23 protein-coding genes are annotated in these 21,464 nt (G+C 68.2%); 16 read left to right on the top strand and 7 right to left on the bottom strand.

Annotation, left to right across the window (positions count from 1 at the left end; all coding sequences use genetic code 11):
- Positions 1–990 precede the first annotated feature (990 nt).
- The 7 genes from AC3WRR_RS23865 to AC3WRR_RS23835 all read left to right on the top strand — a co-directional run bounded on the left by AC3WRR_RS23865 (position 991) and on the right by AC3WRR_RS23835 (position 6,348).
- Complete coding sequence (locus AC3WRR_RS23865; protein ID WP_010812258.1) at positions 991–1,611, top strand: MotA/TolQ/ExbB proton channel family protein; 621 nt, start codon at positions 991–993, stop codon at positions 1,609–1,611.
- A gap of 21 nt (positions 1,612–1,632) precedes the next feature.
- Positions 1,633–2,064 carry an ExbD/TolR family protein gene (locus tag AC3WRR_RS23860; protein WP_011614599.1) on the top strand — a complete coding sequence of 144 codons (432 nt, stop codon included), beginning with the start codon at positions 1,633–1,635 and terminating at the stop codon, positions 2,062–2,064.
- Between the two features lie 150 nt (positions 2,065–2,214).
- Positions 2,215–3,318, top strand: a complete 1,104-nt coding sequence (gene lpxK / locus AC3WRR_RS23855; RefSeq protein WP_492298284.1) for a tetraacyldisaccharide 4'-kinase — start codon at positions 2,215–2,217, stop codon at positions 3,316–3,318.
- Positions 3,299–3,505 (top strand): Trm112 family protein, encoded by a 207-nt coding sequence (locus tag AC3WRR_RS23850; RefSeq protein ID WP_010812255.1) that lies wholly within the window; start codon positions 3,299–3,301, stop codon positions 3,503–3,505. Before lpxK ends, AC3WRR_RS23850 begins: the two co-directional genes overlap by 20 nt.
- Positions 3,506–3,514: 9 nt before the next feature.
- Positions 3,515–4,324, top strand: coding sequence for a 3-deoxy-manno-octulosonate cytidylyltransferase (kdsB, locus tag AC3WRR_RS23845; RefSeq protein ID WP_010812254.1), 810 nt, complete (start codon positions 3,515–3,517; stop codon positions 4,322–4,324).
- A 382-nt stretch (positions 4,325–4,706) separates the two neighbouring features.
- On the top strand, positions 4,707–5,372 hold the full coding sequence (adk, locus tag AC3WRR_RS23840; protein WP_058698351.1) for an adenylate kinase: 666 nt from the start codon (positions 4,707–4,709) through the stop codon (positions 5,370–5,372).
- A 217-nt stretch (positions 5,373–5,589) separates the two neighbouring features.
- A complete protein-coding gene (locus AC3WRR_RS23835; protein WP_011614598.1) occupies positions 5,590–6,348 on the top strand; it encodes a 3-hydroxyacyl-CoA dehydrogenase in 759 nt (252 codons plus the stop codon).
- Between the two features lie 18 nt (positions 6,349–6,366).
- Here AC3WRR_RS23835 and AC3WRR_RS23830 read toward each other — a convergent pair whose 3' ends face one another.
- Complete coding sequence (locus AC3WRR_RS23830) at positions 6,367–7,179, bottom strand: MmyB family transcriptional regulator (protein ID WP_010812251.1); 813 nt, start codon at positions 7,177–7,179, stop codon at positions 6,367–6,369.
- A 155-nt stretch (positions 7,180–7,334) separates the two neighbouring features.
- Between AC3WRR_RS23830 and AC3WRR_RS23825 the strand changes: the two genes are divergently transcribed.
- Positions 7,335–8,114, top strand: a complete 780-nt coding sequence (locus AC3WRR_RS23825) for a class I SAM-dependent methyltransferase (protein ID WP_492298281.1) — start codon at positions 7,335–7,337, stop codon at positions 8,112–8,114.
- 15 nt (positions 8,115–8,129) lie between these two features.
- Here the strand turns inward: AC3WRR_RS23825 and AC3WRR_RS23820 are convergent, their stop codons facing one another.
- A complete protein-coding gene (locus AC3WRR_RS23820; protein WP_492298280.1) occupies positions 8,130–9,047 on the bottom strand; it encodes a LysR family transcriptional regulator in 918 nt (305 codons plus the stop codon).
- Between the two features lie 103 nt (positions 9,048–9,150).
- Here AC3WRR_RS23820 and AC3WRR_RS23815 point away from each other — a divergent pair, with 103 nt between their 5' ends.
- Positions 9,151–10,176 (top strand): bile acid:sodium symporter family protein, encoded by a 1,026-nt coding sequence (locus AC3WRR_RS23815; protein WP_058698352.1) that lies wholly within the window; start codon positions 9,151–9,153, stop codon positions 10,174–10,176.
- A 56-nt stretch (positions 10,177–10,232) separates the two neighbouring features.
- Here the strand turns inward: AC3WRR_RS23815 and AC3WRR_RS23810 are convergent, their stop codons facing one another.
- Together AC3WRR_RS23810 and tsaE are read right to left on the bottom strand one after the other, a co-directional pair.
- A complete protein-coding gene (locus tag AC3WRR_RS23810) occupies positions 10,233–11,735 on the bottom strand; it encodes an N-acetylmuramoyl-L-alanine amidase (protein WP_010812247.1) in 1,503 nt (500 codons plus the stop codon).
- Positions 11,729–12,241 (bottom strand): tRNA (adenosine(37)-N6)-threonylcarbamoyltransferase complex ATPase subunit type 1 TsaE, encoded by a 513-nt coding sequence (gene tsaE / locus AC3WRR_RS23805; protein ID WP_010812246.1) that lies wholly within the window; start codon positions 12,239–12,241, stop codon positions 11,729–11,731. Before tsaE ends, AC3WRR_RS23810 begins: the two co-directional genes overlap by 7 nt.
- 16 nt (positions 12,242–12,257) lie before the next feature.
- Here tsaE and queG point away from each other — a divergent pair, with 16 nt between their 5' ends.
- Positions 12,258–13,463, top strand: a complete 1,206-nt coding sequence (queG, locus tag AC3WRR_RS23800) for a tRNA epoxyqueuosine(34) reductase QueG (protein WP_010812245.1) — start codon at positions 12,258–12,260, stop codon at positions 13,461–13,463.
- Here the strand turns inward: queG and AC3WRR_RS23795 are convergent.
- Positions 13,460–14,353, bottom strand: coding sequence for an AEC family transporter (locus AC3WRR_RS23795; protein ID WP_010812244.1), 894 nt, complete (start codon positions 14,351–14,353; stop codon positions 13,460–13,462). The two genes, queG and AC3WRR_RS23795, sit on opposite strands and share 4 nt — an antisense overlap.
- Before the next feature lie 187 nt (positions 14,354–14,540).
- Here AC3WRR_RS23795 and AC3WRR_RS23790 point away from each other — a divergent pair, with 187 nt between their 5' ends.
- The 6 genes from AC3WRR_RS23790 (at position 14,541) to plsY (ending at position 19,039) form a co-directional block, all read left to right on the top strand.
- Positions 14,541–15,212, top strand: coding sequence for a chalcone isomerase family protein (locus AC3WRR_RS23790; protein WP_492298277.1), 672 nt, complete (start codon positions 14,541–14,543; stop codon positions 15,210–15,212).
- Positions 15,213–15,315: 103 nt separating this feature from the next.
- A complete protein-coding gene (locus AC3WRR_RS23785) occupies positions 15,316–16,284 on the top strand; it encodes a tripartite tricarboxylate transporter substrate binding protein BugE (protein WP_010812242.1) in 969 nt (322 codons plus the stop codon).
- Positions 16,285–16,390: 106 nt separating this feature from the next.
- Positions 16,391–16,870 (top strand): methylated-DNA--[protein]-cysteine S-methyltransferase, encoded by a 480-nt coding sequence (locus AC3WRR_RS23780; RefSeq protein ID WP_010812241.1) that lies wholly within the window; start codon positions 16,391–16,393, stop codon positions 16,868–16,870.
- A complete protein-coding gene (xerD, locus tag AC3WRR_RS23775; protein WP_010812240.1) occupies positions 16,867–17,805 on the top strand; it encodes a site-specific tyrosine recombinase XerD in 939 nt (312 codons plus the stop codon). Before AC3WRR_RS23780 ends, xerD begins: the two co-directional genes overlap by 4 nt.
- A gap of 23 nt (positions 17,806–17,828) precedes the next feature.
- Positions 17,829–18,320, top strand: coding sequence for an aminoacyl-tRNA deacylase (locus AC3WRR_RS23770; protein ID WP_010812239.1), 492 nt, complete (start codon positions 17,829–17,831; stop codon positions 18,318–18,320).
- 110 nt (positions 18,321–18,430) lie between these two features.
- Positions 18,431–19,039 carry a glycerol-3-phosphate 1-O-acyltransferase PlsY gene (plsY, locus tag AC3WRR_RS23765; protein ID WP_011614592.1) on the top strand — a complete coding sequence of 203 codons (609 nt, stop codon included), beginning with the start codon at positions 18,431–18,433 and terminating at the stop codon, positions 19,037–19,039.
- 29 nt (positions 19,040–19,068) lie between these two features.
- On the opposite strand, the gene AC3WRR_RS23760 is transcribed toward plsY, so the two are convergent.
- Positions 19,069–20,340 (bottom strand): ATP-binding protein, encoded by a 1,272-nt coding sequence (locus tag AC3WRR_RS23760; protein ID WP_010812237.1) that lies wholly within the window; start codon positions 20,338–20,340, stop codon positions 19,069–19,071.
- 52 nt (positions 20,341–20,392) lie between these two features.
- Positions 20,393–21,136 (bottom strand): response regulator, encoded by a 744-nt coding sequence (locus AC3WRR_RS23755; protein WP_010812236.1) that lies wholly within the window; start codon positions 21,134–21,136, stop codon positions 20,393–20,395.
- Positions 21,137–21,464: the final 328 nt, after the last annotated feature.

Genomic DNA, 21,464 nt, shown 5'->3' with positions numbered 1-21,464 from the left:
CCTCCCCCGAAAGGCGCATGGGTTCGTGCAACCCTTTGATTCTTATGAGCTTTACGCGTAAAACAAAAATTAGGCAATATAACCAATTCTCTTTTGCATCAATCACTTACAAAGTGCCCGGCAGGCTTGTTCACAAAGTTATCCACAGCTTCTCTGGATAAAACGGGCCGTAAACCCCACTTTTCCAGCACAAGTGGCCCCAACCCCGCTTGCGGTCCCATGGAAAGCGACCAACCCGGCGCGTGGCGTACCGCAGCGTTGCCGGCCGTCCGCGGCGCAGCGTCCATGCTGCATTTGCACAATTTCTGAGCAGGACTCTGGGAGGCTATAAAAATCAATGGGTTAACCGGCTTCTCCCGGATTTGTCCACAGGCCGTCCACAGTGCTCTCCCTGCGGAATGTGGAAAAATCCGGTTTTTGTCCTACCTGCCGCCACATCGACCGCGCGCGGCACTGATACACCCGTTTGCCCGTTTTTTAAGCAACCCATGGTGCCACCTTATAAATCAACGACTTAGATGACATCTCAGGCAGCTTTCCACAAGCGCTCCACAATCCTGTCCCGGCGCTGTGTGGAAAGCCGCACCGCAAGGTGCGCCAGCACACCGACGCGCCTCGTCAGGTTGTGGAGAGCGGTGCCTGGCTGCGTGCACCATGCGCCGCAGGGCTTGCGGCGGGCATTTGCACAAAATTTAGGCAGGAACATCTTTGCCCTTATGGATCAATGTGTTAGCACGCTTGTCAGGCGGCTTTCCACAATCGATCCACAACACTGTCCCGCTTTGCTGTGGAAATGGACCGGCACGAGCGATGCGTGGCCGAGACAGCGCCGGGTGCCGTCTTGCCGTGCGACAGGGCGCAGGTTAGAGTGGCGCCTGATTTTTCAGAGCAATGCCGGAGCGCGCGCCGCCAGCGGCCAGACGCGCATCAAGGCATGCCGTCCAGGTGGTTTGGGGTTTTGTTATTCGGTTGTCGATCCCGGGGGTCCAATTGTTTTCCATCATTCAAGCGGCCGGCTGGCCGATCTGGCCGCTGTTGCTCGCCTCGGTCATCGCGCTGGCGCTGATCGTCGAACGTTTTCTTACCCTCAAGCGCAGCAGGGTCCTGCCCGCCAGGCTCTATGAAGAGGCGCTGGCGGCCGCGCAGCAGCGCCGCGCCACGCCGGAAGTGGTCAACACGCTTGAGCAGAACTCGCCGCTGGGCCGGGTGCTGGCCGCCGGGCTGCGCCACGTGGTGCTGCAGCCGCACACCTCGCGCGATGCCGCCAAGGACGTGGTGGAGGAAGCCGGCCGCGTGGTCGCGCATGAGCTCGAGCGCTACCTGAACGCGCTCGGCACGATCGCCTCGGTGGCGCCGCTGATGGGCCTGCTGGGCACGGTGATCGGCATGATCGAGATCTTCGGCAGCCAGGGCGGCACCGGCGCCAGCCCTGAACAGCTGGCGCACGGCATCTCGGTGGCGCTGTACAACACCGCCTTCGGCCTGATCGTGGCAATCCCGGCGCTGATCTTCTGGCGCTACTTCCGCCGGCGCGTGGATGACTACGTGGCCGAGCTGGAATTCCGCGCCACGTCGTTCCTCGACGCGATCCTGCCGCAGCGCCGCGCCTGATCGCCGAACGGAACGAACGCCATGCACTTCCGTTCCCGCCAGCGGCGCGAAGAGCCGGAGATCAACCTGATCCCGCTGATCGACGTGCTGCTCGTGATCCTGATCTTCCTGATGATCACGACCACCTACTCGCGCTTTACCGAGCTGCAGATCCAGCTGCCCACCGCCGACGCCGAGCGCGCCCAGCAGCGGCCGCAGGAGATCGTGGTGTCGGTGTCATCGCGCGGGGTCTACTCCGTCAACAGGCAGGTGATGGAGCAGAAGGACGTCACCAGCCTGGCCGACCAGTTGCGCGCCGCCTCGGGCACCAACTCCGGTGGCCAGCCGCCGGTGGTGATCGTCAATGCCGACGCACAGGCCAGCCACCAGGCCGTGATCAACGTGATGGAGGCCGCGCGGCTGGCCGGGCTGTCGCGCCTGACCTTCGCCACGCAGAGCGCGCAGCCGCGCTGACCCCGGGCGCCGTGGCGCATGCGGCCGGCGGGCTTGCCGCATGCGCTGTGCAATGCCCATAATGGTTGAGCCGCCTGCGCCCCCAGGGAGCGAAGCCGCGGGCGCACTACAATCCCATCCCAACCACCGACTCCACCGCCCGCCGCGCCCATGCCCGTTCCCCGACATGCCCTTGCCGACTTCGTGACCGCCCAGTGGCAACGCCGCAGCTGGTTCGCGTGGGCGATGCTGCCGTTCTCGCTGCTGTTCGGGCTGATCGCGCGGGTGCGCCGCCATGGCTACCAGCGCGGCTGGTTCAAGTCGACGCGGCTGCCGATGCCGGTGGTGGTGGTCGGCAACGTGACCGTGGGCGGCACCGGCAAGACGCCGGCGGTGATCGCGCTGGCACAAGCGCTGACCGAGGCGGGACTGCGCCCCGGCGTGGTGTCGCGCGGCTACGGCGTGGAACTCAAGCACCCGCGCCGCGTGAAGCCGACATCAAAGGCGTCCGACGTAGGCGATGAGCCGCTCCTGATTGCGCGCGCCACCGACGTGCCGGTCTGGGTCTTCCCCGACCGCGCGCTGTGCGCGCAGACCATGCTGGTATCGCACCCGGGCGTCAATGTGCTGCTGCTCGACGATGGCCTGCAGCACTACAAGCTGCAGCGCGACTTCGAGATCGTGATGTTCGACTCGCGCATGGGCGGCAACGGCCTGCTGCTGCCGGCCGGCCCGCTGCGCGAGCCGCTTTCGCGCCCGCGCGACGCGACCCTGATCAACGACCCCAACTTCCGCGCCACGCCCGACCGCCCCGGCATGTACGGCATGCGGCTGGAGCTGGACGATGCCTGGCAGCTTGCCGACCCCACCATGGCGCGGCCGGTCAGCGCCTTTGCCGGCCGGCGCGTGCTGGCCGCGGCCGGCATCGGCAACCCCGAGCGCTTCTTCGCCAGCCTGCGCGGCGCGGGCCTGACACCGAAGACGCTGCCGCTGCCGGACCACTATGACTTTGTCGCCGACCCGTTCGTCGACCATCCCGACGCGCTCGACGCCGACGTGATCCTGATCACCGAGAAGGATGCCGTAAAATGCGAGCGCTTCGACGACCCCCGCATCTGGGTCGTCCCCACCAGGCCCGTGATCGATGCCGGCCTGATCGAAAAAATCCGCCGCGCCGTGCTGGCGCAAATCAAACCCGCGCCGACCGCGCCGGCAACCACGCCCGGCGCCGCAGGGCGCAACGAGGAACACCGAGATGGACAACCGGCTGCTTGAAATCCTGGTCTGCCCGCTGTGCAAGGGCAAGCTGGAATACGACCGCGCCGCGCAGGAGCTGATCTGCCACGCCGACAAGCTGGCGTACCCGATCCGCGACGGCATCCCCGTGATGCTGGCCGACGAGGCCCGCCAGTCGGTGCCGGGCCGCGCGGTCAACCCGGACGGCCCTGCCTCCGGCAACTGAGTGCGCGCCATGACCGTCCCTGCGTTCACTGTTGTCATTCCCGCGCGGCTCGCTTCGACGCGCCTGCCTGACAAGCCCCTGGCCGATATCGGCGGGCGTCCGATGATCGTGCGCGTGGCCGAACGCGCGCATGCGTCGTCGGCGCAGCGCACCGTGGTCGCCACCGATGCGCCCGCGGTGGCGCAGGCCTGCGCCGCGCACGGCATCGAAGCCGTGCTGACCCGCGCCGACCACCCTTCCGGCACCGACCGCCTGTCTGAAGTGGCCGCCCAGCTGGGGCTGGCCGACGACGCCATCGTGGTCAATGTGCAGGGCGACGAGCCGCTGATCGAACCGTCGCTGATCGACGAGGTGGCGCTGCACCTGGCGCACCACGCCGACTGCGCCATCGCCACCGCGGCGCATCCGCTGCAGGACATCGCCGAAGTCTTCAATCCCAATGTGGTCAAGGTGGTATGCGACGCCGCCGGCCGCGCACTGTACTTCTCGCGCGCACCGATCCCGTGGGCGCGCGATGCCTGGTCGGGCGTGCCGGCCGTGCCCGCGGCGCTGGCACAGGTGCCGCTGCCCGGCATGCCGGTGCTGCGCCATATCGGGCTGTACGCCTATCGGGCGGGCTTCCTGCGCCGCTTCCCGACGCTGGCGGCGGCGCCGCTGGAGCAGACCGAGGCGCTGGAGCAACTGCGCGCCATGTGGCATGGCGAGCGCATTGCGGTGCTGCAGACCAGCGCCGCGCCGGCCCCCGGGGTCGACACCCCGGCCGACCTGGAACGGGTGCGCGCGCTGTGGGCGCAGTCGATGGCCCAGGAAGGGCCCTGACCAAACCGCCGGAAAGTGACCCGCGCGGGCGCCTGCCCGCTCAGGTTCATACAGCTGCAACCTGAACCAGGGGGCGGATTTCGGGCCGATTTGGCGCCGCCTCATGGCATAATGCTTGCCGATACAGAGCCGCCCGGCCGGCATGCGCAAGCGTGCCGCCGGCCAAGGCTCGGTGGGGAGATAAAGATAGAGCCCGTCCGGTGTGCTGCGCCGCCATCCCCCTGGCAGCCGCCGCCGGCCGTATGCGTGGGTACGCCTGAGCAGTGCCCGCGCTGAACGCAGTCAGAACGCATCAGGACCGCAGTAAGTCCTGCGTCAAGTTACGGCGTTACCCTCCTTCTGATCTCCCGCCATACAGATTAAAAACTCTGAGGACCCGTAAATGCGTTTGATCCTGTTGGGCGCGCCCGGCGCCGGCAAAGGCACGCAAGCCAAGTTCATCTGCGAGAAGTTCGGCATTCCGCAAATCTCCACGGGCGACATGCTGCGCGCCGCGGTAAAGGCCGGCACCCCGCTGGGCGTAGAAGCCAAGAAGGTCATGGACGCGGGCGGACTGGTGTCGGACGACATCATCATCGGCCTGGTGAAAGACCGCCTCAAGGAAGACGACTGCAAGAACGGCTACCTGTTCGACGGCTTCCCGCGCACCATTCCGCAGGCCGAGGCGATGAAGGAAGCGGGCGTGGCAATCGACTACGTGCTGGAAATCGACGTGCCGTTCGACGCCATCATCGAGCGCATGAGCGGCCGCCGCGTGCACGTGGCCTCGGGCCGCACCTACCACGTCAAGTACAACCCGCCCAAGACCGAGGGCGTGGACGACGAGACCGGCGAGGCGCTGATCCAGCGTGACGATGACAAGGAAGAGACGGTCAAGAAGCGTCTTGATGTCTATTCGCAGCAGACGCGTCCGCTGGTGGATTACTACTCGGACTGGGCTGCCAAGGGAGATGCCTCGGCCAAGGTGGCGCCGCCTCAGTATCGGAAGATCCTGGGGGTGGGTAATGTCGATGAGATTACTGCGCGGGTGTTTGAGGCGTTGAAGTAATCGTTTCGACTGCTCAGTTTTATGCGTCATGAAAGCGGCCTTTGGGCCGCTTTTGTTTTGGCGATTGAATGGGGTCGCGCCTGGCAGGGATGGTTTCTGGCTTGGCGCCTAGCAAACCCACCCCTTGCACATCCCCCACCACTCCGTAAAATACCGCCAACGAATTGACGTTTACGTAAACGGCAACAAATACCCAATCCAAGGAGACAACCCCCAAATGCAAATCCAAGGCAACGTATTCATCGTCACCGGCGGCGCCTCGGGCCTGGGTGCAGGCACCGCCCGCATGCTGGCCGAAGCCGGCGCCAGGGTCGTGATCGCCGACCTGAACGAGTCCGCCGGCCAGGCACTGGCAACTGAACTGGGCGGCCAGTTCGTCCGCTGTGACGTCACCTCCGAAGCCGACGGCCAGGCCGTGGTAGCGGCCGCCCAGGCACTGGGCCGGCTCTCCGGCATCGTCAACTGCGCCGGCATCGCCACCGCCAACAAGACCGTCGGCAAGAACGGCCCGCATCCGCTGGAAGCCTTCGACAAGACCATCCGCATCAACCTGGTCGGCACCTTCAACATGATCCGCCTGGCCGCCGCGGCCATGGTGCAAAACACCCCCGACAGCGAAGGCGAGCGCGGCGTGATCATCAATACTGCCTCGGTGGCGGCCTTTGACGGCCAGATCGGACAGGCCGCCTATGCCGCATCCAAGGGCGGCGTGGTGGCGATGACGCTGGCGATCGCGCGCGACCTGTCGCGCGACGGCGTGCGCTGCATGACCATCGCCCCCGGCATCTTCGAAACGCCGATGCTGCTGGGCATGCCGCAGGAAGTGCAGGATGCGCTCGGCAGGATGGTGCCGTTCCCGCCGCGCCTGGGCCGCCCGGCTGAATACGCCAAGCTGGCCCGCTCGATCATCGAGAACACCATGCTCAATGGCGAAGTAATCCGCCTGGACGGCGCGATCCGGATGCAGCCCAAGTAAAGCCCCGGCGCTGCCCGCTCAGCCGGGCAGCAGCATTACCAGCATCAGACCGGGCGCCGCCGCCGGCACCAGCGTCAGCTGCTCGAACTGCAGCGCGCCCTGCTGCGGATGGTGAAAGCCGCGGCGGCCGCCCTCGCGGTCTTCCACGTCCTGCGACAACCAGGCATCGCGGAAGGCCGCGCTCTCAGCCATCAGCCCCTCGATCAACGTACGCGTCGGCGCCTCGTCCGCATGGCGGATGCTGTGCGCGCGGAATTCCGCCACCAGCCGTGCCGCGCGGTGCGGCCAGTCTTCCACCAGCGCCATCAGCCCCGGCGACACGAACATCGCGCGCAGCAGGTTGCGCTCGGCGCTGGCGGCATCGAGCCAGCCGATAAACAGGTCCGCGGCGGCGTCGTTCCAGGCCAGCGCGGTCCATTGCCGGTCGAGCAGGTAGGCCGGCCCGCCGATGGCATGCACGCTGGCCAGCACCACCGGCGGCACGGTTTCGTCCGCGGCCTGCTGCGGGTCGCGGCGGCCCGCCAGTTCGAACAGGTAGGCGCGCTCGGCGCGCGACAGCCGCAGCGCGGCAGCCAGGCTGGCCAGCGCGCGTGCCGACAGCGATACCGGCCGCCCCTGCTCCAGCCACGTCACCCAGGTCGCGCTCAAGCCCGCCAGTTGCGCGACTTCCTCGCGGCGCAGGCCGGGGGTGCGGCGGCGCCGGCCCGGTGCGAGCCCGACATCGGCCGGCGCCAGCCGTTCACGGTGCGCACGCAGGAAAGCGCCCAGCACGGATTCGCGCGACGATGGCGATGCAGACGGGACAACAGCGGGATCGGCAGACAAGGGCATGACAGGCTGGTGTCGCTTATACCAGGATAAATCGGTAACTTGTACCGGGAAAACTGCCCGCCTACAGTATGCCGAACCCGCCTCGCGGGCAAGTCCCCTCCCCCAACAAAGAAGGCCGCCCGCCGATCTGGGCGTGGCCCAAGGAGCCCAGCACCATGCAACAGCAGGAACTCGTCGCCGCCCAGTTCGGCGCCACCGCCAGCGCCTACCTCACCAGCGCCGTCCACGCCAGCGGCGCGGACCTGCAGCAACTGAAAGACGAACTGGCCGCGCTGATCCCCGCAGCCAGCCGCCCGCGCAGCCGCGTGCTGGACCTGGGCTGCGGCGCGGGCCATGCCAGCTTCGCCGCAGCAGCGATTGCGGGCGAAGTGACGGCTTACGATCTGTCGGCGGACATGCTGGCTGTGGTCGAGGCCGCGGCGCGCGAGCGCGGGCTGGCCAATATCCGCACGCGCCAGGGCGCTGCCGAGCAGCTGCCGTTCGACGATGTCAGCTTCTGCGCGGTGGTCTCGCGCATGAGCGCGCACCACTGGCGCGACGTCCCGTCGGCACTGGCCGAGATCCGGCGGGTGCTCAAGCCCGGCGGCAAAGTGGTGCTGATCGATATTGCCGGTGCGCCGGATCCGCTGCGCGATACCTGGCTGCAATCGGTGGAACTGCTGCGCGATCCCTCGCACGTGCGCGATTACACGCCGGCGGGGTGGCAGTCGATGTTCGAGGCGGCAGGCTTTGGCGCCGATGGCATCGCCGTATCGGACATCTGGCGCATCGGCATCGAGTTCGACAGCTGGGTCAGGCGCATGCGCACCGCGCCGGTGGCCGTGGAGGCCATCCGCCACCTGTGGCAGATGGCGCCTGCGGAAGTGCGCGCGCACTATCGCGTACAGGCCGACGGCAGCTTTGAACTGGAAGCGGTGATGGTCACCGCGCGTTGACAGAGTGTGACCGGGTCAGGCCGCGGCGCTCATTGCGGGCGCCTCGGCGCGCACGGTCAGGCGGCGCACCAGGTCCCATACCGCCGCCGCGGCCGGCGACAGTGAACGGTCCTCGCGCCGGACCATGACGATGCTGCGCTCCTCGCGCGGCACCAGCGGCCGCCACACTAGCGGCGACGCCGCCGGCAGCGGCAGCGAGAACGACGGCAGCACCGAGGCGCCGATGCCGGCCTCGACCATGCCGAACACGCTCGCCGAGTGGCCCAGTTCCTGCACCACCAGCGGCACCACGCCATGCCGGCCGAACACGCGGTCGATCAGCGGCCGGCTGCCGGAGGCAAAGTCCAGCAGCACCAGTTGCATTCCATGCAGCGCCGCCCATGGCACCGAAGGCGACTGCGCCAGCGGATGGTCGCGCCGGCAGACAAAGCAGAACGGGTCGGTCGCCACCGGCTCCACCACCAGCCCGTCGCGCACCAGCGGATCGATCAGCACGCCAAAGTCCACGGCGCCGGCGCGCACCTGCTCCAGGCCGTCGGCCTGCACGTTGTCACGCACGGTCAGGCGGATCTCGGGGTACTGGGCGGCGCAGGCGGCCACGTACAGCGGCATCAGCCGGGCCGAGATCGTCGGCGCACCAGCTATCACTACGCGACCGCGATAGCGTTCACCAAGCTGGCGCGTCTCTTCCAGCGTGTCGTCGAGCTGCCCGAGCAGCCGCTCCAGCGCTGGCGCCAGCGCGTGGCCGGCCTCGGTCAGCACCACCTCGCGCGTGGTGCGGTCCAGCAGGCGCACGCCAAGTGCCTCTTCCAGCTCAGCCACGCCGCGGCTGACCGCAGGCTGGGTCAGGCCGACCACATCGGCGGCCCGGCTGAAGCCGCCGGCATTGGCCACGGCCAGGAAGACGCGCAACTGGCGCAGTGTGTAATTCATGCAACGGCCGGATAAATAGATTCTATAAATGAATTTGCATTCTAGACTTGGCTGGCGTCCAATACTAGGCAAAACCCTAACATTGCAGGATCCACCCGCAGTCATGTCTCGTATTGTCCGCAAGCTCAAGAAACTCTATGACCTGATCGACGGCTTCGTTCTCGTCATGTTGACGGCCATCGCCATTGCGCTGGCCGCCCCTGAAATCGGCGCCGGCGACGGCCCGCTGCACCTGGGCGTGGTGACCAGCCTGGGCGTGGCGCTGGTGTTCTTCCTGCACGGCGCGGCGCTCTCGCGCGACAAGCTGGTGTCGGGTGCCAAGCACTGGCGCCTGCATGTGTTCGTGCAGACCTTCACCTACGTGGTGTTCCCGGTGGTGGGCGTGCTGCTGATGCTGTCGCTGCGCAATACGCTGCCGCCGGACCTGCTGCTGGGCGTGTTCTTCCTGTGCGCGCTGCCGTCGACGGTATCGTCGTCGGTGGCCATGACCTCGATGGCGCGCGGCAATGTGTCCGGAGCGATCTTCAACGCCACCATCTCGGGCCTGATCGGCATGCTGGTCACGCCGCTGCTGATGGGGCTGGTGATCAGCGCCAGCGGCGCCTCGATGCCGCTGGGCAAGGCGCTCACCGGCGTGGCGCTGCAACTGCTGCTGCCGTTCGCGCTGGGGCAGCTGCTGCGTCCGCTGATCGGCAGCTGGCTGGCGAAAAAGAAGCACATCACCAACAAGATCGACCGCGGCGTGATCGTGCTGATCGTCTATTCCTCATTCTGCGATGCCACCGCCCAGGGCCTGTGGCACCAGTACCAGTGGCAGACCATCGGCGCAGTGATGCTGATCGCCGCGGTGCTGCTGTTCGTGGTGCTGGGCTTTACCACGCTGACCGCGCGCCGCCTTGGCTTCTCTGTCGAGGACGAGATCACGGCGGTGTTCTGCGGCTCCAAGAAGAGCCTGGCCAACGGCATCCCGATGGCCAAGATCCTGTTTGCCGGCCATCCGGCGCTGGGCCTGCTGGTGCTGCCGCTGATGGTCTATCACCAGCTGCAGCTGATCGTGTGCTCGGTGATCGCGTCGCGCTATGCCGACCGCGATGCCTTGCAGGAGGACCAGGCCGCGGCGCGGGCCTGAGGCACGCAGCCATGAAAAAACCGGGGCATGCCCCGGTTTTTTTGTGCCCGCCAGACTCACACTGACGGATTCTTCGACAGCGGCGGATTGCGCGCGAAGTACGACCGGATCCCCTTCAGGATGGCATTGGCCAGCTGCTCCTGGTGCGCGTTATCGTTGAGCTTGCGCTCTTCTTCCGGATTGCTGATAAAGGCCGTCTCGATCAGGATCGACGGGATATCCGGCGCCTTCAGCACCGCAAACCCGGCCTGCTCGACGCTGCCCTTGTGCAGCTTGTTGATGCCGCCGATCTCGCCCAGCACGGCCTTGCCGACCTGCAGGCTGTCATTGATCTGCGCGGTGGTGGACAGGTCCAGCAGCACGCGCGCCACCTGCGCATCCTTGTTGCCCATGTTGGCGCCGCCGATCAGGTCGGAAGCGTTTTCCTTGTTGGCCAGCCAGCGAGCCGCGGTACTGGAGGCGCCGCGCTCGGACAGCGCGAACACTGACGCGCCGCGTGCCTCGGGCGACAGGAAGGCATCGGCGTGGATCGATACGAACAGGTCGGCCTGCACCCGGCGCGCCTTCTGCACGCGCACGTTCAGCGGCACGAAGAAGTCGGCGTCGCGCGTCATCATCGCGCGCATATTGGGCTGGGCATCGATCTTGGCGCGCAGGCGGTGCGCGATCTGCAGCACCACGTCTTTCTCGCGCGAGCCGGCGGCGCCGATCGCGCCCGGGTCTTCGCCGCCGTGGCCGGGATCGATCGCCACGGTCAGCAGGCGGCGCATCTTGAAGGGCCGTTCGGCGGTGGGATTGTCGCGTGCGACCGGCGGCACCACCGGGGCATTGGGGCTCGGCACCGGCGGTGCCGACGGCCTGGGCCGGGCCGAGGCCACCGGCGGCGGCAGCGGCGCGGTGGTGGGCGGCACCTCGCCCTTCTCGTCGAAGCGGCGCACCAGCGCGCCGATCGCGTCTTCCTCGGCACCGGCCGGCGCGCCGGCGATGCCATCGTTGCCCGGCGCCGGGTCCGAGGTGGCGAAGCGGCGCTGCTTTTCCTCGGTGTCGCGCACCAGCTTCCACAGCGGATCGGGCGGATTGACCGGGTACAGGTCGAACACCAGGCGGTTGCGGTAGCTGCCGATCGGCGCCAGCGTGAACACCTGCGGCGCCACGTTTTCCTTCAGGTCGAACACCATGCGGACCACGCGCGGGCGGTTCTGGCCGACGCGCACGGTCTGGATATAGGGGTCGTTCGGGGTGATCTTGGCCACCAGCTCGCGCAGCGTGGGCGACAGGTCCAGGCCGTCGATGTCCACCACCAGGCGGTCGGGGTCGCGGATCATCTGGTGCACGGCGGCCAGCGGGGAATCGGATTCGATGGTGACGCGGGTGTAGTCCTCGGCGGGCCACACGCGCACCGCGACGATGCCGGCGCCAAACGCGATCTGCGGGCCGGCCAGGGTCAGCACGGCCGTGCCCGCGCCCAGCTTCAGTGCCTGCGCCATCCATTTGCGGCGCGCCTGCAGCAGGCCGTCGGGTCCATCGGGGCGGTCGGTGGCAAGTCGCTTGATCAGCATGCGTTCAGCAGGGTAAGTCCAGTGTGAGTATAGGCGCGCATCGTCGCGATCCGCCGCTCGCCGGCATCATCCGCCCCGGCCATGTCCGATTGGAGCAACATATGGAGATCCGGTTCCCCGAGCAGGCGGCCGGCCTTTTCCGGCCACTCGACCAGGTTGAAGGCCGGTTCGGCGAAGCAGTCGCGAAAACCCGCGTCGATCCACTCTTCGGGATCGGCAAAGCGGTACAGGTCGAAGTGGTAGACAGTCAGCGGCGAGCCGTCGGCGCGGGCCACCTCGTAGGGCTCGCACAGCGTGTAGGTGGGGCTGCGGACCTTGCCCGCATGGCCGAGCGCGCGCAGGATCGTGCGCGTCAGCGTGGTCTTGCCGGCGCCCAGGTCGCCGGACAGCTGCACATGCACCGTGCGCGGCGGCATGGCCTGCACGGCGGCGGCCAGCGCGGCGCCCAGGCGCGCGGTGGCGGCTTCGTCGGGCAGCGTCAGGGTGCGTTCTTCGAGCAAGGGCATTGCGTACAATTCAGGGATGATCGACCGAGTCGCCCCAGGGCAGGCAGATGCGCCACCTACCCCCGTTCCCGGCACCGCCGCCCACCTGGCCGCGGGCCCCGGGGAACTTGCGGCACTGGCCGCGTCGATCCGCGCATGGGGCGCGGAACTGGGCTTTGCCTCGGTGCGCATCGCCGATGTCGACCTCAGTCATGCCGAGCCGGGGCTGATGGCGTGGCTGGCGCAGGGCTACCACGGCGACATGGATTATATGGCGAACCACGGCCTGCGGCGCGCCCGGCCGGCCGAACTGGTGCCCGGCACCGTGCGCGCGATCGTGGCGCGGATGCCGTACCTTCCGGCTGCCGGCGCGCAGGCCGGCGCCACCGACTGGCGCCGGCACGAGCTGGCGCGGCTGGACGATCCGGCCACGGCGGTGGTGTCGCTGTATGCGCGCGGCCGCGATTATCACAAGGTGCTGCGCAGCCGTTTGCAGCAGCTGGCCAGCCGGATCGAGGCCGAAATCGGAAAATTCGGCTACCGCGTCTTTACCGATTCCGCACCCGTCATGGAAGTGGCGCTGGCCAGCCAGGGCGGGCTCGGCTGGCGCGGCAAGCATACGCTGCTGCTGGACCGCGACGGCGGCTCGATGTTCTTCCTGGGCGAGATCCTGGTCGACATCCCGCTGCCGGCCGACGCCCCCGAGTCCGGCCACTGCGGCAACTGCCACCGCTGCCTGGACATCTGCCCCACGCGCGCCATCGTGGCGCCGTACCGGCTGGACGCGCGCCGCTGCATCTCCTACCTGACCATCGAGCACAAGGGCCCGATTCCGGTGGAGTTCCGCGCGCCCATGGGCAACCGCGTCTACGGCTGCGACGACTGCCAGCTGGCCTGCCCGTGGAACAAGTTCGCGCATGTGGCCATGGTGCCGGACTTCGACGTGCGCAACGGGCTCGACGCGCCCGACATGGTGGCGCTGTTCCAGTGGACCGAAGCGGAATTCAACCAGCGGCTCGAAGGCAGCCCGATCCGCCGCATCGGCCATGAGCGCTGGCTGCGCAACCTGGCTGTGGGGCTGGGCAACAGCCTGCGCGCGGCGCTGTCGGGCACGCGCGCCGAAGACGCGGCCCTGGCCGCGCGCATCCGCGCAGCACTGCTGGAGCGGCGCGAGAGCGCCACGCCGCTGGTGCGCGAGCATATCGACTGGGCCCTGGCCCAGGGCGGCCCGCCGCCGGACTAGCTGACCAGCGCCAGCCACAGCGGCGTGGTCACGATCGCCGCCACCGTCATCAGCGAAATCGTCGCCGCCACCATCGGCCCGTTGCCGCCCATGCGCACCGCCAGGATATACGCGCTGGAGGCCGTGGGCAGCGAGGCATACAGCACCACGATCTGGTACTGCAGCGCGGTCAGCGGCAGGTGCCGCCCCACCAGCCATGCCACGCACGGCATCGCCAGCAGCTTGACCCCGGTCCACCAGGCCACCGGCCCCGCGGTACCGGTGGCACCGCTCATCTGCAGCCCGGCGCCCACCGTCATCAGCCCCAGCGCGGTCGAGGCCGAGCCCAGCCGGTTCAGCGTCATGCCCAGCACCTCGGGCGCATGTAGCCCCATCAGGTTGGTGAGCAGGCCGCCGGCAGTGGCCAGGATCAGCGGGTTGCGCGCCAGCTCTTTCCACAGCGCGGTCTGGCCGTGCCGCGCCAGCGCCCACACCGCCGCCACGTTGCACAGCGGCACCGTGCAGCCGACGATCACCGCCATCAGCGCCAGCCCCTCGGAGCCGCCCAGGCGCGAGGCCAGCGCCAGCCCGATATAGGAATTGAAGCGGAACGCGGTCTGCAGGCCCGAGGCAAAGCTCAGCGCATCCGGCCGCAACACCCATTTGACGGCGTAGCCGCCGGCCATGCCGGTGGCCATCACCAGCAGCGCCAGCCCCAGCATGGCCGAGGTCGACGAGAAATCCAGCACCGCGGTATTGGTCGACTGCAGCAGCAGCGCCGGGAACAGCACGAAGTAGACCAGGCGCTCCACCCCGCCCCAGAAGGCACGGTCGAACGGGGTATACCGCACCAGCAGCCAGCCGATGAGGATCAGGCTGAAGTCCGGGACCAGCAGGAGAGCAGAAGACATTTATCGTTGTTTTGGTGGCGGTGGCATGACGCGGCAGCTGCCCTGCGGGCCGTCGCGCGGGATTGCGGCGGCGGTGGCGGGGGGTAGATAACGGCAAAAAACCGTAATGTGCGGACTAGGGCAGATACGGATAGGTATTTTTCCAGATTTAGGCCAGCATGGCATGCCAAGTTGTACGCCTGCCGCCATGTTGTCCCGCACCCGGTCCGCGCCGTCGCGCCCGGACACCCACCTCCGAGCCCCCTTCCGCCCTGGTCTGCACCCGGGCCGCTGTCTGCGCCTGGCCGCCGTGCTGGTGGCGCTGTGCGCCGCCACGGCCGCGGGCGCCGTACCGGTGCCGGCACGCTCGGTGGAAATCGAAGGGATACGTTTTGACGATGCGGCGCGCGTGGGCGGCAAGGAACTGCAGCTCAACGGCACCGCCCTGCGCGCGGGCTTCCTGGCCAAGGGCTACGTGGCCGCCCTGTACCTGCAGGAGAAAGCCCGCAACGCGGCCCTGGTGCTGGGCACGCCCGGCGCAAAGCGGCTACAGTTGCGCATGCTGCGCGAGACCGAACCGCCGGACGTCGTGCGCGCCATCCGCCAGGGTATCCGCAACAACCACAGCGAGCAGCAGATGCAGGGGCTGGCCACGCGGCTGGTACAGTTCGAGCGCACCCTGGGCGAGGTCGGCACCGCGCACAAGGGCGACGTGATCAACCTGGATTTTTCCCCGCAGACGGGGACCGTCATCGCCATCAACGGCACGCCTCGCGGCCGGCCGATCCCCGGCGAAGACTTCTACCAGGCCGTGCTGCGGGTCTTCCTGGGCGAGCGCCCGGTCGACGCCGAGGTCAAGCACGGGCTGCTGGGCGGCTGACACAATTACGCTGCCGGCGCACGGCCCCACCTGTGGCACGGCGACGGCTTCTTTTCTTCCGGGCGGCACCCTGCCCGGATTTCCTGACGGGAGACATGATCTCATGCAAGCTGGCAAACTCGCACTGACCCTGGCCCTGGCCGCCGCCGCCACCGCGGCGCAGGCCCAGAGCTACCCCACCAAGCCGATCCGACTGATCATTCCGTTCGCACCCGGCGGCACCACCGACATCGTCGGCCGCGGCGCCGCGGACCAGATGAGCCGCATCCTGGGCCAGCCCGTGGTGGTGGAGAACCGCGCCGGCGGGGGCGGTTCGATCGGTGCCGACGCGATCGCCAAGGCCGCGCCGGACGGCTACACCATCGGCATCTCCACGGTCTCGACCATGGCCGTGAACCCGGCCTGCAACCCCAAGCTGTCGTACGACCCGATCAAGGACTTCAAGCCCATCACCAACCTGGCCAACGTGGCCAACGTGATCGCCGTGAACCCGAGCTTCCCGGCCAAGGACTACAAGGAGTTCCTGGCCGTGCTGAAGGCCAACCCGGGCAAGTATTCGTACGCCTCGTCGGGCACCTGCGGCTTCGGCCACATGCTGGGCGAGCAGTTCAAGGTCTCGACCAAGACCTTCATGGTCCATATCCCGTACCGCGGCGCGGGCCCGGCGCTGAACGACGTGCTGGCCGGCCAGGTGCCGATCATGGTGGACAACCTGCCCTCTTCGATCCCCTACATCAAGGCCGGCAAGCTGCGCCCGATCGTGGTGGCCTGGAACAAGCGCCTGGAATCCATGCCCAACGTGCCGACCTTCGGCGAAATGGGCCTGAAGGAGCCGAACGACCCGGCCTGGTACGGCCTGGTGGCGCCGGCCGGCACGCCTGACGACGTCATCAAGAAGCTCAACGAGGCCGCCGTCAAGGCCCTGCAGGACAAGGACTTCCAGCAGCGCCTGCGCACCGCCGGCGCCGAGCCGTCGGGCAACACGCCGGCGCAGCATGCGGCCGAGATCAAGAAGGAATTCGACAAGATGAAGAATCTTGTGAAGGTGCAGAACATCAAGCTGGAGCAATGATCCGGCCGGTGTGACGCCACCCGCAAAGGGCCGCCGCGAGGCGGCCCTTTTTTCTTGCCCGCGCCAAAAAGCACTAAAATCCAGCATTCGCCCCAGCCTGACCGCCATGCCCGCCACCTATGACGCCATCCTCCCCGCCCCCTTCGGCAAGATCGGGGTGCGCACGGACGGCGCGCGCATCCGGGCCATCGTGTACCTTCCCGGGCACGTCGAGGCGCGCGCCCCGGCGGACGCGCTGACGCAACAGCTCGCGGCGCAACTGGAGGCCTACTACGCCAACCCCGACGCCGCCTTCGACCTGCCGCTGGCCCCGGCCGGCAGCGACTTCCAGCAGCGCGTGTGGCAGGCCATCAGCGCGGTGCCGCGCGGCGCGGTGACCACTTATGGCACCATCGCCGAGGCCATCGGCGCGATGCCGCGCGCGGTGGGCCAGGCCTGCGGGCAGAACCCGTTCCCGATCGTGATCCCCTGCCATCGCGTAGTCTCGGCGCGCGGCATCGGCGGGTTCTCGCACCATGCCGAAGACGGCTTCTACCTCGACGTCAAACGCTGGCTGCTGCGCCATGAGGGCGCCATGCTGATATGAGCGGCGCCGCCCAGGCACCTGACATCGCCGCCGCGCCCAGCGACGCCGACGTGGCACTGGTCAGCCGCTTCTGCGACGCGCTGTGGCTGGAAGACGGCCTCTCGCGCAATACCATCGATGCCTACCGGCGCGACCTGACGCTGCTGGCGCGCTGGTTGCAGCATGAGCACCGCGGCGAGTTGCCGGGCGCGGACGACGGCGCGCTGTCGGCCTACTTCAACGCACGCCACACGCAGAGCCGCGCCTCGTCGGCCAACCGTCGCCTGGCGGTGTTCCGCCGCTTCTACCAGTGGGCGCTGCGCGAACACCTGGTCGAAGCCGACCCCTGCCTGCTGCTGCGCCCCGCCAAGCAGCCGCCGCGCTACCCCAAGACCCTGACCGAGTCCCAGGTCGACGCGCTGCTCGAAGCGCCCGACACCGACACGCCGCTGGGGCTGCGCGACCGCACCATGCTGGAACTGATGTACGCCAGCGGGCTGCGCGTGTCGGAGCTCACGCAGATGAAGACCATCGAGATCGGCCTGAACGAAGGCGTGGCGCGCGTGGTCGGCGGCAAGGGCGACAAGGAGCGGCTGGTGCCGTTCGGCCAGCAGGCCGGCGACTGGCTGCGCCGCTACCTGGCCAGTGCGCGCCCCGCGCTGCTGGCCGGGCGCGCCTGCGACGCGCTCTTTGTCACGCAGCGCGGCGAAGGCATGACGCGGCAGGCGTTCTGGCACCTGATCAAGCGCCATGCGCGCGATGCCGGCGTGCACGCGCCGCTGTCGCCGCACACGCTGCGGCACGCCTTTGCCACGCACCTGCTCAACCACGGCGCCGACCTGCGCGTGGTGCAGCTGCTGCTGGGCCACGCCGATATTTCCACCACCCAGATCTATACGCACGTCGCCCGCGAACGCCTGCGCGAGCTGCACCAGCAGCACCATCCGCGCGGCTGAGCAAGCGGGCGGCGACCACTGTCATGAGCAAGACCAGGCACGTATCAGAAACCCCCGCGACGCAGTACCTGCGCAAGCATGGCGTCGCCTTCGGCGAGCATCCGTATGACTATGTCGAGCACGGCGGCACCGGCGAATCGGCGCGCCAGCTGGGCGTTCCCGAGCACGACGTGATCAAGACCCTGATCATGGAAGACGAGCGCGCGCAGCCGCTGGTGGTGCTGATGCACGGCGACTGCTCGGTCTCGACCAAGAACCTGGCGCGCCAGGCCGGCCGCAAGAGCGTGCAGCCGTGCAAGCCCGAGGTGGCGCAGCGCCACAGCGGCTACATGGTGGGCGGCACCTCGCCCTTCGGCACGCGCAAGCGCATGCCGGTCTACGTCGAATCGACCGTGCTGGAGCTGGCGCGCATCTATATCAACGGCGGGCGCCGCGGCTACCTGGTCAGCGTGGACCCGAAGCTGCTGCCCATGCTGGTGGACGCCCAGCCGGTGCAATGCGCACTGCCTGACTGAGAGCCCCCGCGCAAACCGAGGCAAGCCTCGATGCCAATCCGGAAAGTCACGGACGTAGCGAGGCCCCTGCCGCGCTACAATCGCGCCAGCCTGAAAACACCCCACTACACATGGCCAATCTGCTATTCGCCCTCGCCGCCTACCTGATCGGCTCCGTTTCCTTCGCTGTGGTCGTCAGCAAGCTGATGGGCCTGCCGGACCCGCACTCCTATGGCTCCGGCAATCCCGGCGCCACCAACGTGCTGCGCACCGGCAACAAGAAGGCCGCCATCCTGACGCTGATCGGCGATGCCCTGAAGGGTTGGCTGGCGGTATGGCTGGCCGCGCGCTTCGGGCCGGCCTACGGGCTCAACGAAACCGGCCTGGCCATGGTGGCGCTGGCGGTCTTCCTGGGGCACCTGTTCCCGGTGTACCACCGCTTCGCCGGCGGCAAGGGCGTGGCCACCGCGGCCGGCATCCTGCTCGCCATCGACCCGATCCTCGGCCTGGGCACGCTGGCCACGTGGCTGATCATCGCGTTCTTCTTCCGCTACTCGTCGCTGGCGGCACTGGTGGCGGCGATCTTCGCGCCGTTCTTCCATGTGCTGATGAACGGCGTGGATGTGATGACGGGGGCGATCTTCGTGATCAGCGTGCTGCTGATTGCTCGGCACCGGCAGAATATTGCCAAGCTGCTGGCCGGGAAGGAAAGCCGGATCGGGGAGAAAAAGAAGGTCTGAAAACGGCCTGAGGCAGCCCTGACGCCGGCTCAGGCCTCGGCTGCCCCGAACAGCATCTCCACCCGGAACCCGCCACCATCGGCATTCACCAGGTTCAGCTTCCCACCCGCCTGCCGCACCAGCCGGTCCACGATCGCCAGCCCCAGCCCGGAATGCGCATTGCCGCCCCGGGCCGGGTCCAGCCGCACAAAGGGCAGCGTGGCGCGTTCCTTGTCATCCTCGGGAATGCCGGCGCCCTGATCCTCCACCACCAGCAGGTAACCCTCCGGCGTGCGCGCGGTCGCGATGCATACCGGCGGCTTGCCATACGCGTAGGCGTTGTCGACCAGGTTGCCGACGATGCGGTCCAGCTGCGTGGCGATCATGCGGAAGCCCTCGCCCGCGCCCAGCGACAGCACCACCTGGCGCTCCTGCTCGGCCAGCGACGCGGCCAGCTCATTGACGCGCCGGTCCACCGGCACCGGCCGCGCGGTCGACTCGCTGGTCTGCGCGAAGCTCAGGAACTGCTCGACGATGGCCGACATGGACTCGACGTCGCGCGTCACCCCCGCGGCGGCCTTGGGATCGGCCAGCATCTCGGCGCGCAGGCGCAGCCGCGCCAGCGGTGTCTTCAGGTCATGCGCGATGCCGGCCAGCATGGTGTTGCGCTCCTGGTCGATGCGCGCCAGGTCGGCCACCATGCGGTTGAAACGCTCGATCAGCTGGCGCAGCTCATGCGGGCCGCGCTCGCGCAGCGGCGGCACGGCGTGCTGGCGCGACAGCAGCTCTGCCGCATTGGCCATGTCGCGCACCGGCCGCTGGATCTGCCAGGCGATCAGCACGGCAAAGACGATGGCCACGCCCACCACCAGCATCACGCCAGGCACCAGCCGGTTGTCAGGCGGCGGATTGTGGACCCAGAGGATCGGCATGGCGATCCAGCGGGCGCGGCTGGGCAGCTTGATCCAGATGCGCGGCGTGGTCTCGTCCTCCAGCCGGATCTCGGTGCCCTGCGGCAGCCTGCCGATGAACTGCTCGACCAGCCGGCGCGAGCGCCCGCCCTTGGGCACGACGGCATGCTCTTCGGCGTCGGCCGTGTTGGCTGTCTCAACCAGGCTGGGCAGCTTCGCCGGCGGACGCGCGTCGAGCGCGCGCTCGATGCTGTCGAGCTGGAACAGCATCTGCTCGACTGAATAGTCCACCTGCTGCTGGCGGCGGTCCATGCGCAGGATGGCCAGCCATGAGAAATGGCTGATCACAAGCACGGCGGCAATCAGCAGCGCAATGCGGCCGAACAGGGTATCGATGCGTCGCAACTTCATCGGAAAGCAGGGTCTGGTGGCATGCGGCGCCAGGGGGCGGGCGCCGCGGCCATTATTCGGGGAGTCCCGCGGACATCTCTTCCGCTTCGTCGGGCACGAAGGTATAGCCGCGCCCGCGCACGGTCTGGATATAGCGCGGGCGCTGCGCGTCTTCATCGAGCAGGCGGCGCAGGCGCCAGATCTGCACGTCGATGCCGCGGTCGCTGATGCCGCTGGCGCTGCCGTACATCAGCTCGACGATGCGCTCGCGCGACAGCACTTCGAGCGGATGCATCAGCAGCAGCTTGAGCAGCGCGAACTCGGTATCGCTGATCGACAGCGTCTGGCCGGCACGGCTCAGCGTGCGCTGGCGGAAATTGACGCGGAACGGGCCGAAGGCGACCGATTCGCGGTCCTCGGGCGCGGCCGCGGGGCGTGCCAGCTTGCGGCGCAGCACGGCGTTGATGCGCGCCAGCAGCTCGCGCGGCGAGAACGGCTTGCCGAGGTAGTCGTCGGCGCCGATCTCGAGCCCGACGATGCGGTCGATCTCGTCGCTGCGGGCCGTGAGCAGGATTACGGGGATGTCGTCGTTCTTGGCGCGCAGGTTGCGCAGCGCGGTCAGGCCGTCGACCTTGGGCATCATCAGGTCCAGCACGATCAGCGCCGGGCGCTCGCGCTCCAGGCGCGCCTGCAGGCCGTCGCCGTCATGCATCACCGAGACGGCAAAGCCCTGCTGGGTCAGGTACTCGCGCAGCAGGTCGCGAAGTTCGGGATCGTCGTCGACGACGAGGATCTGGGTAGGCTGGTTCGTTCGCATAGGCACATGATAGTCAGCCCCGGCGCCACACATGCCGGTTTGGCCGGGCGGTTTTGTTTCCGGAGGTTACACCCGGGGCGCTGGTAATCCGCTGTAATAAAAGCGCCGGGCGCCGAAATACGGGCGTCCGGGCCCGCACATTATCCTTGCGGCATGACGTGCCACCGGCGCCGCCGCATTGCGCGCCACACGGCACTTGCCGGCCTGCCGGCCACCCGCGGCGTGCCCCTCCACGCGGCGGGCCGGCGCCCGTGGCGTTGCGGCATACTGCTGCATCGTCACTTGCCAGACCGAACATTGCAGGCGCGCCGCGCGCGCCGCCCCCCCG

The organism is Cupriavidus sp. FW305-3-2-15-C-LB2 (assembly GCF_058787575.1).
The sequence above is the reverse complement of the archived record's forward strand: the minus strand, read 5'-3'. Positions and strand labels throughout refer to the sequence as shown.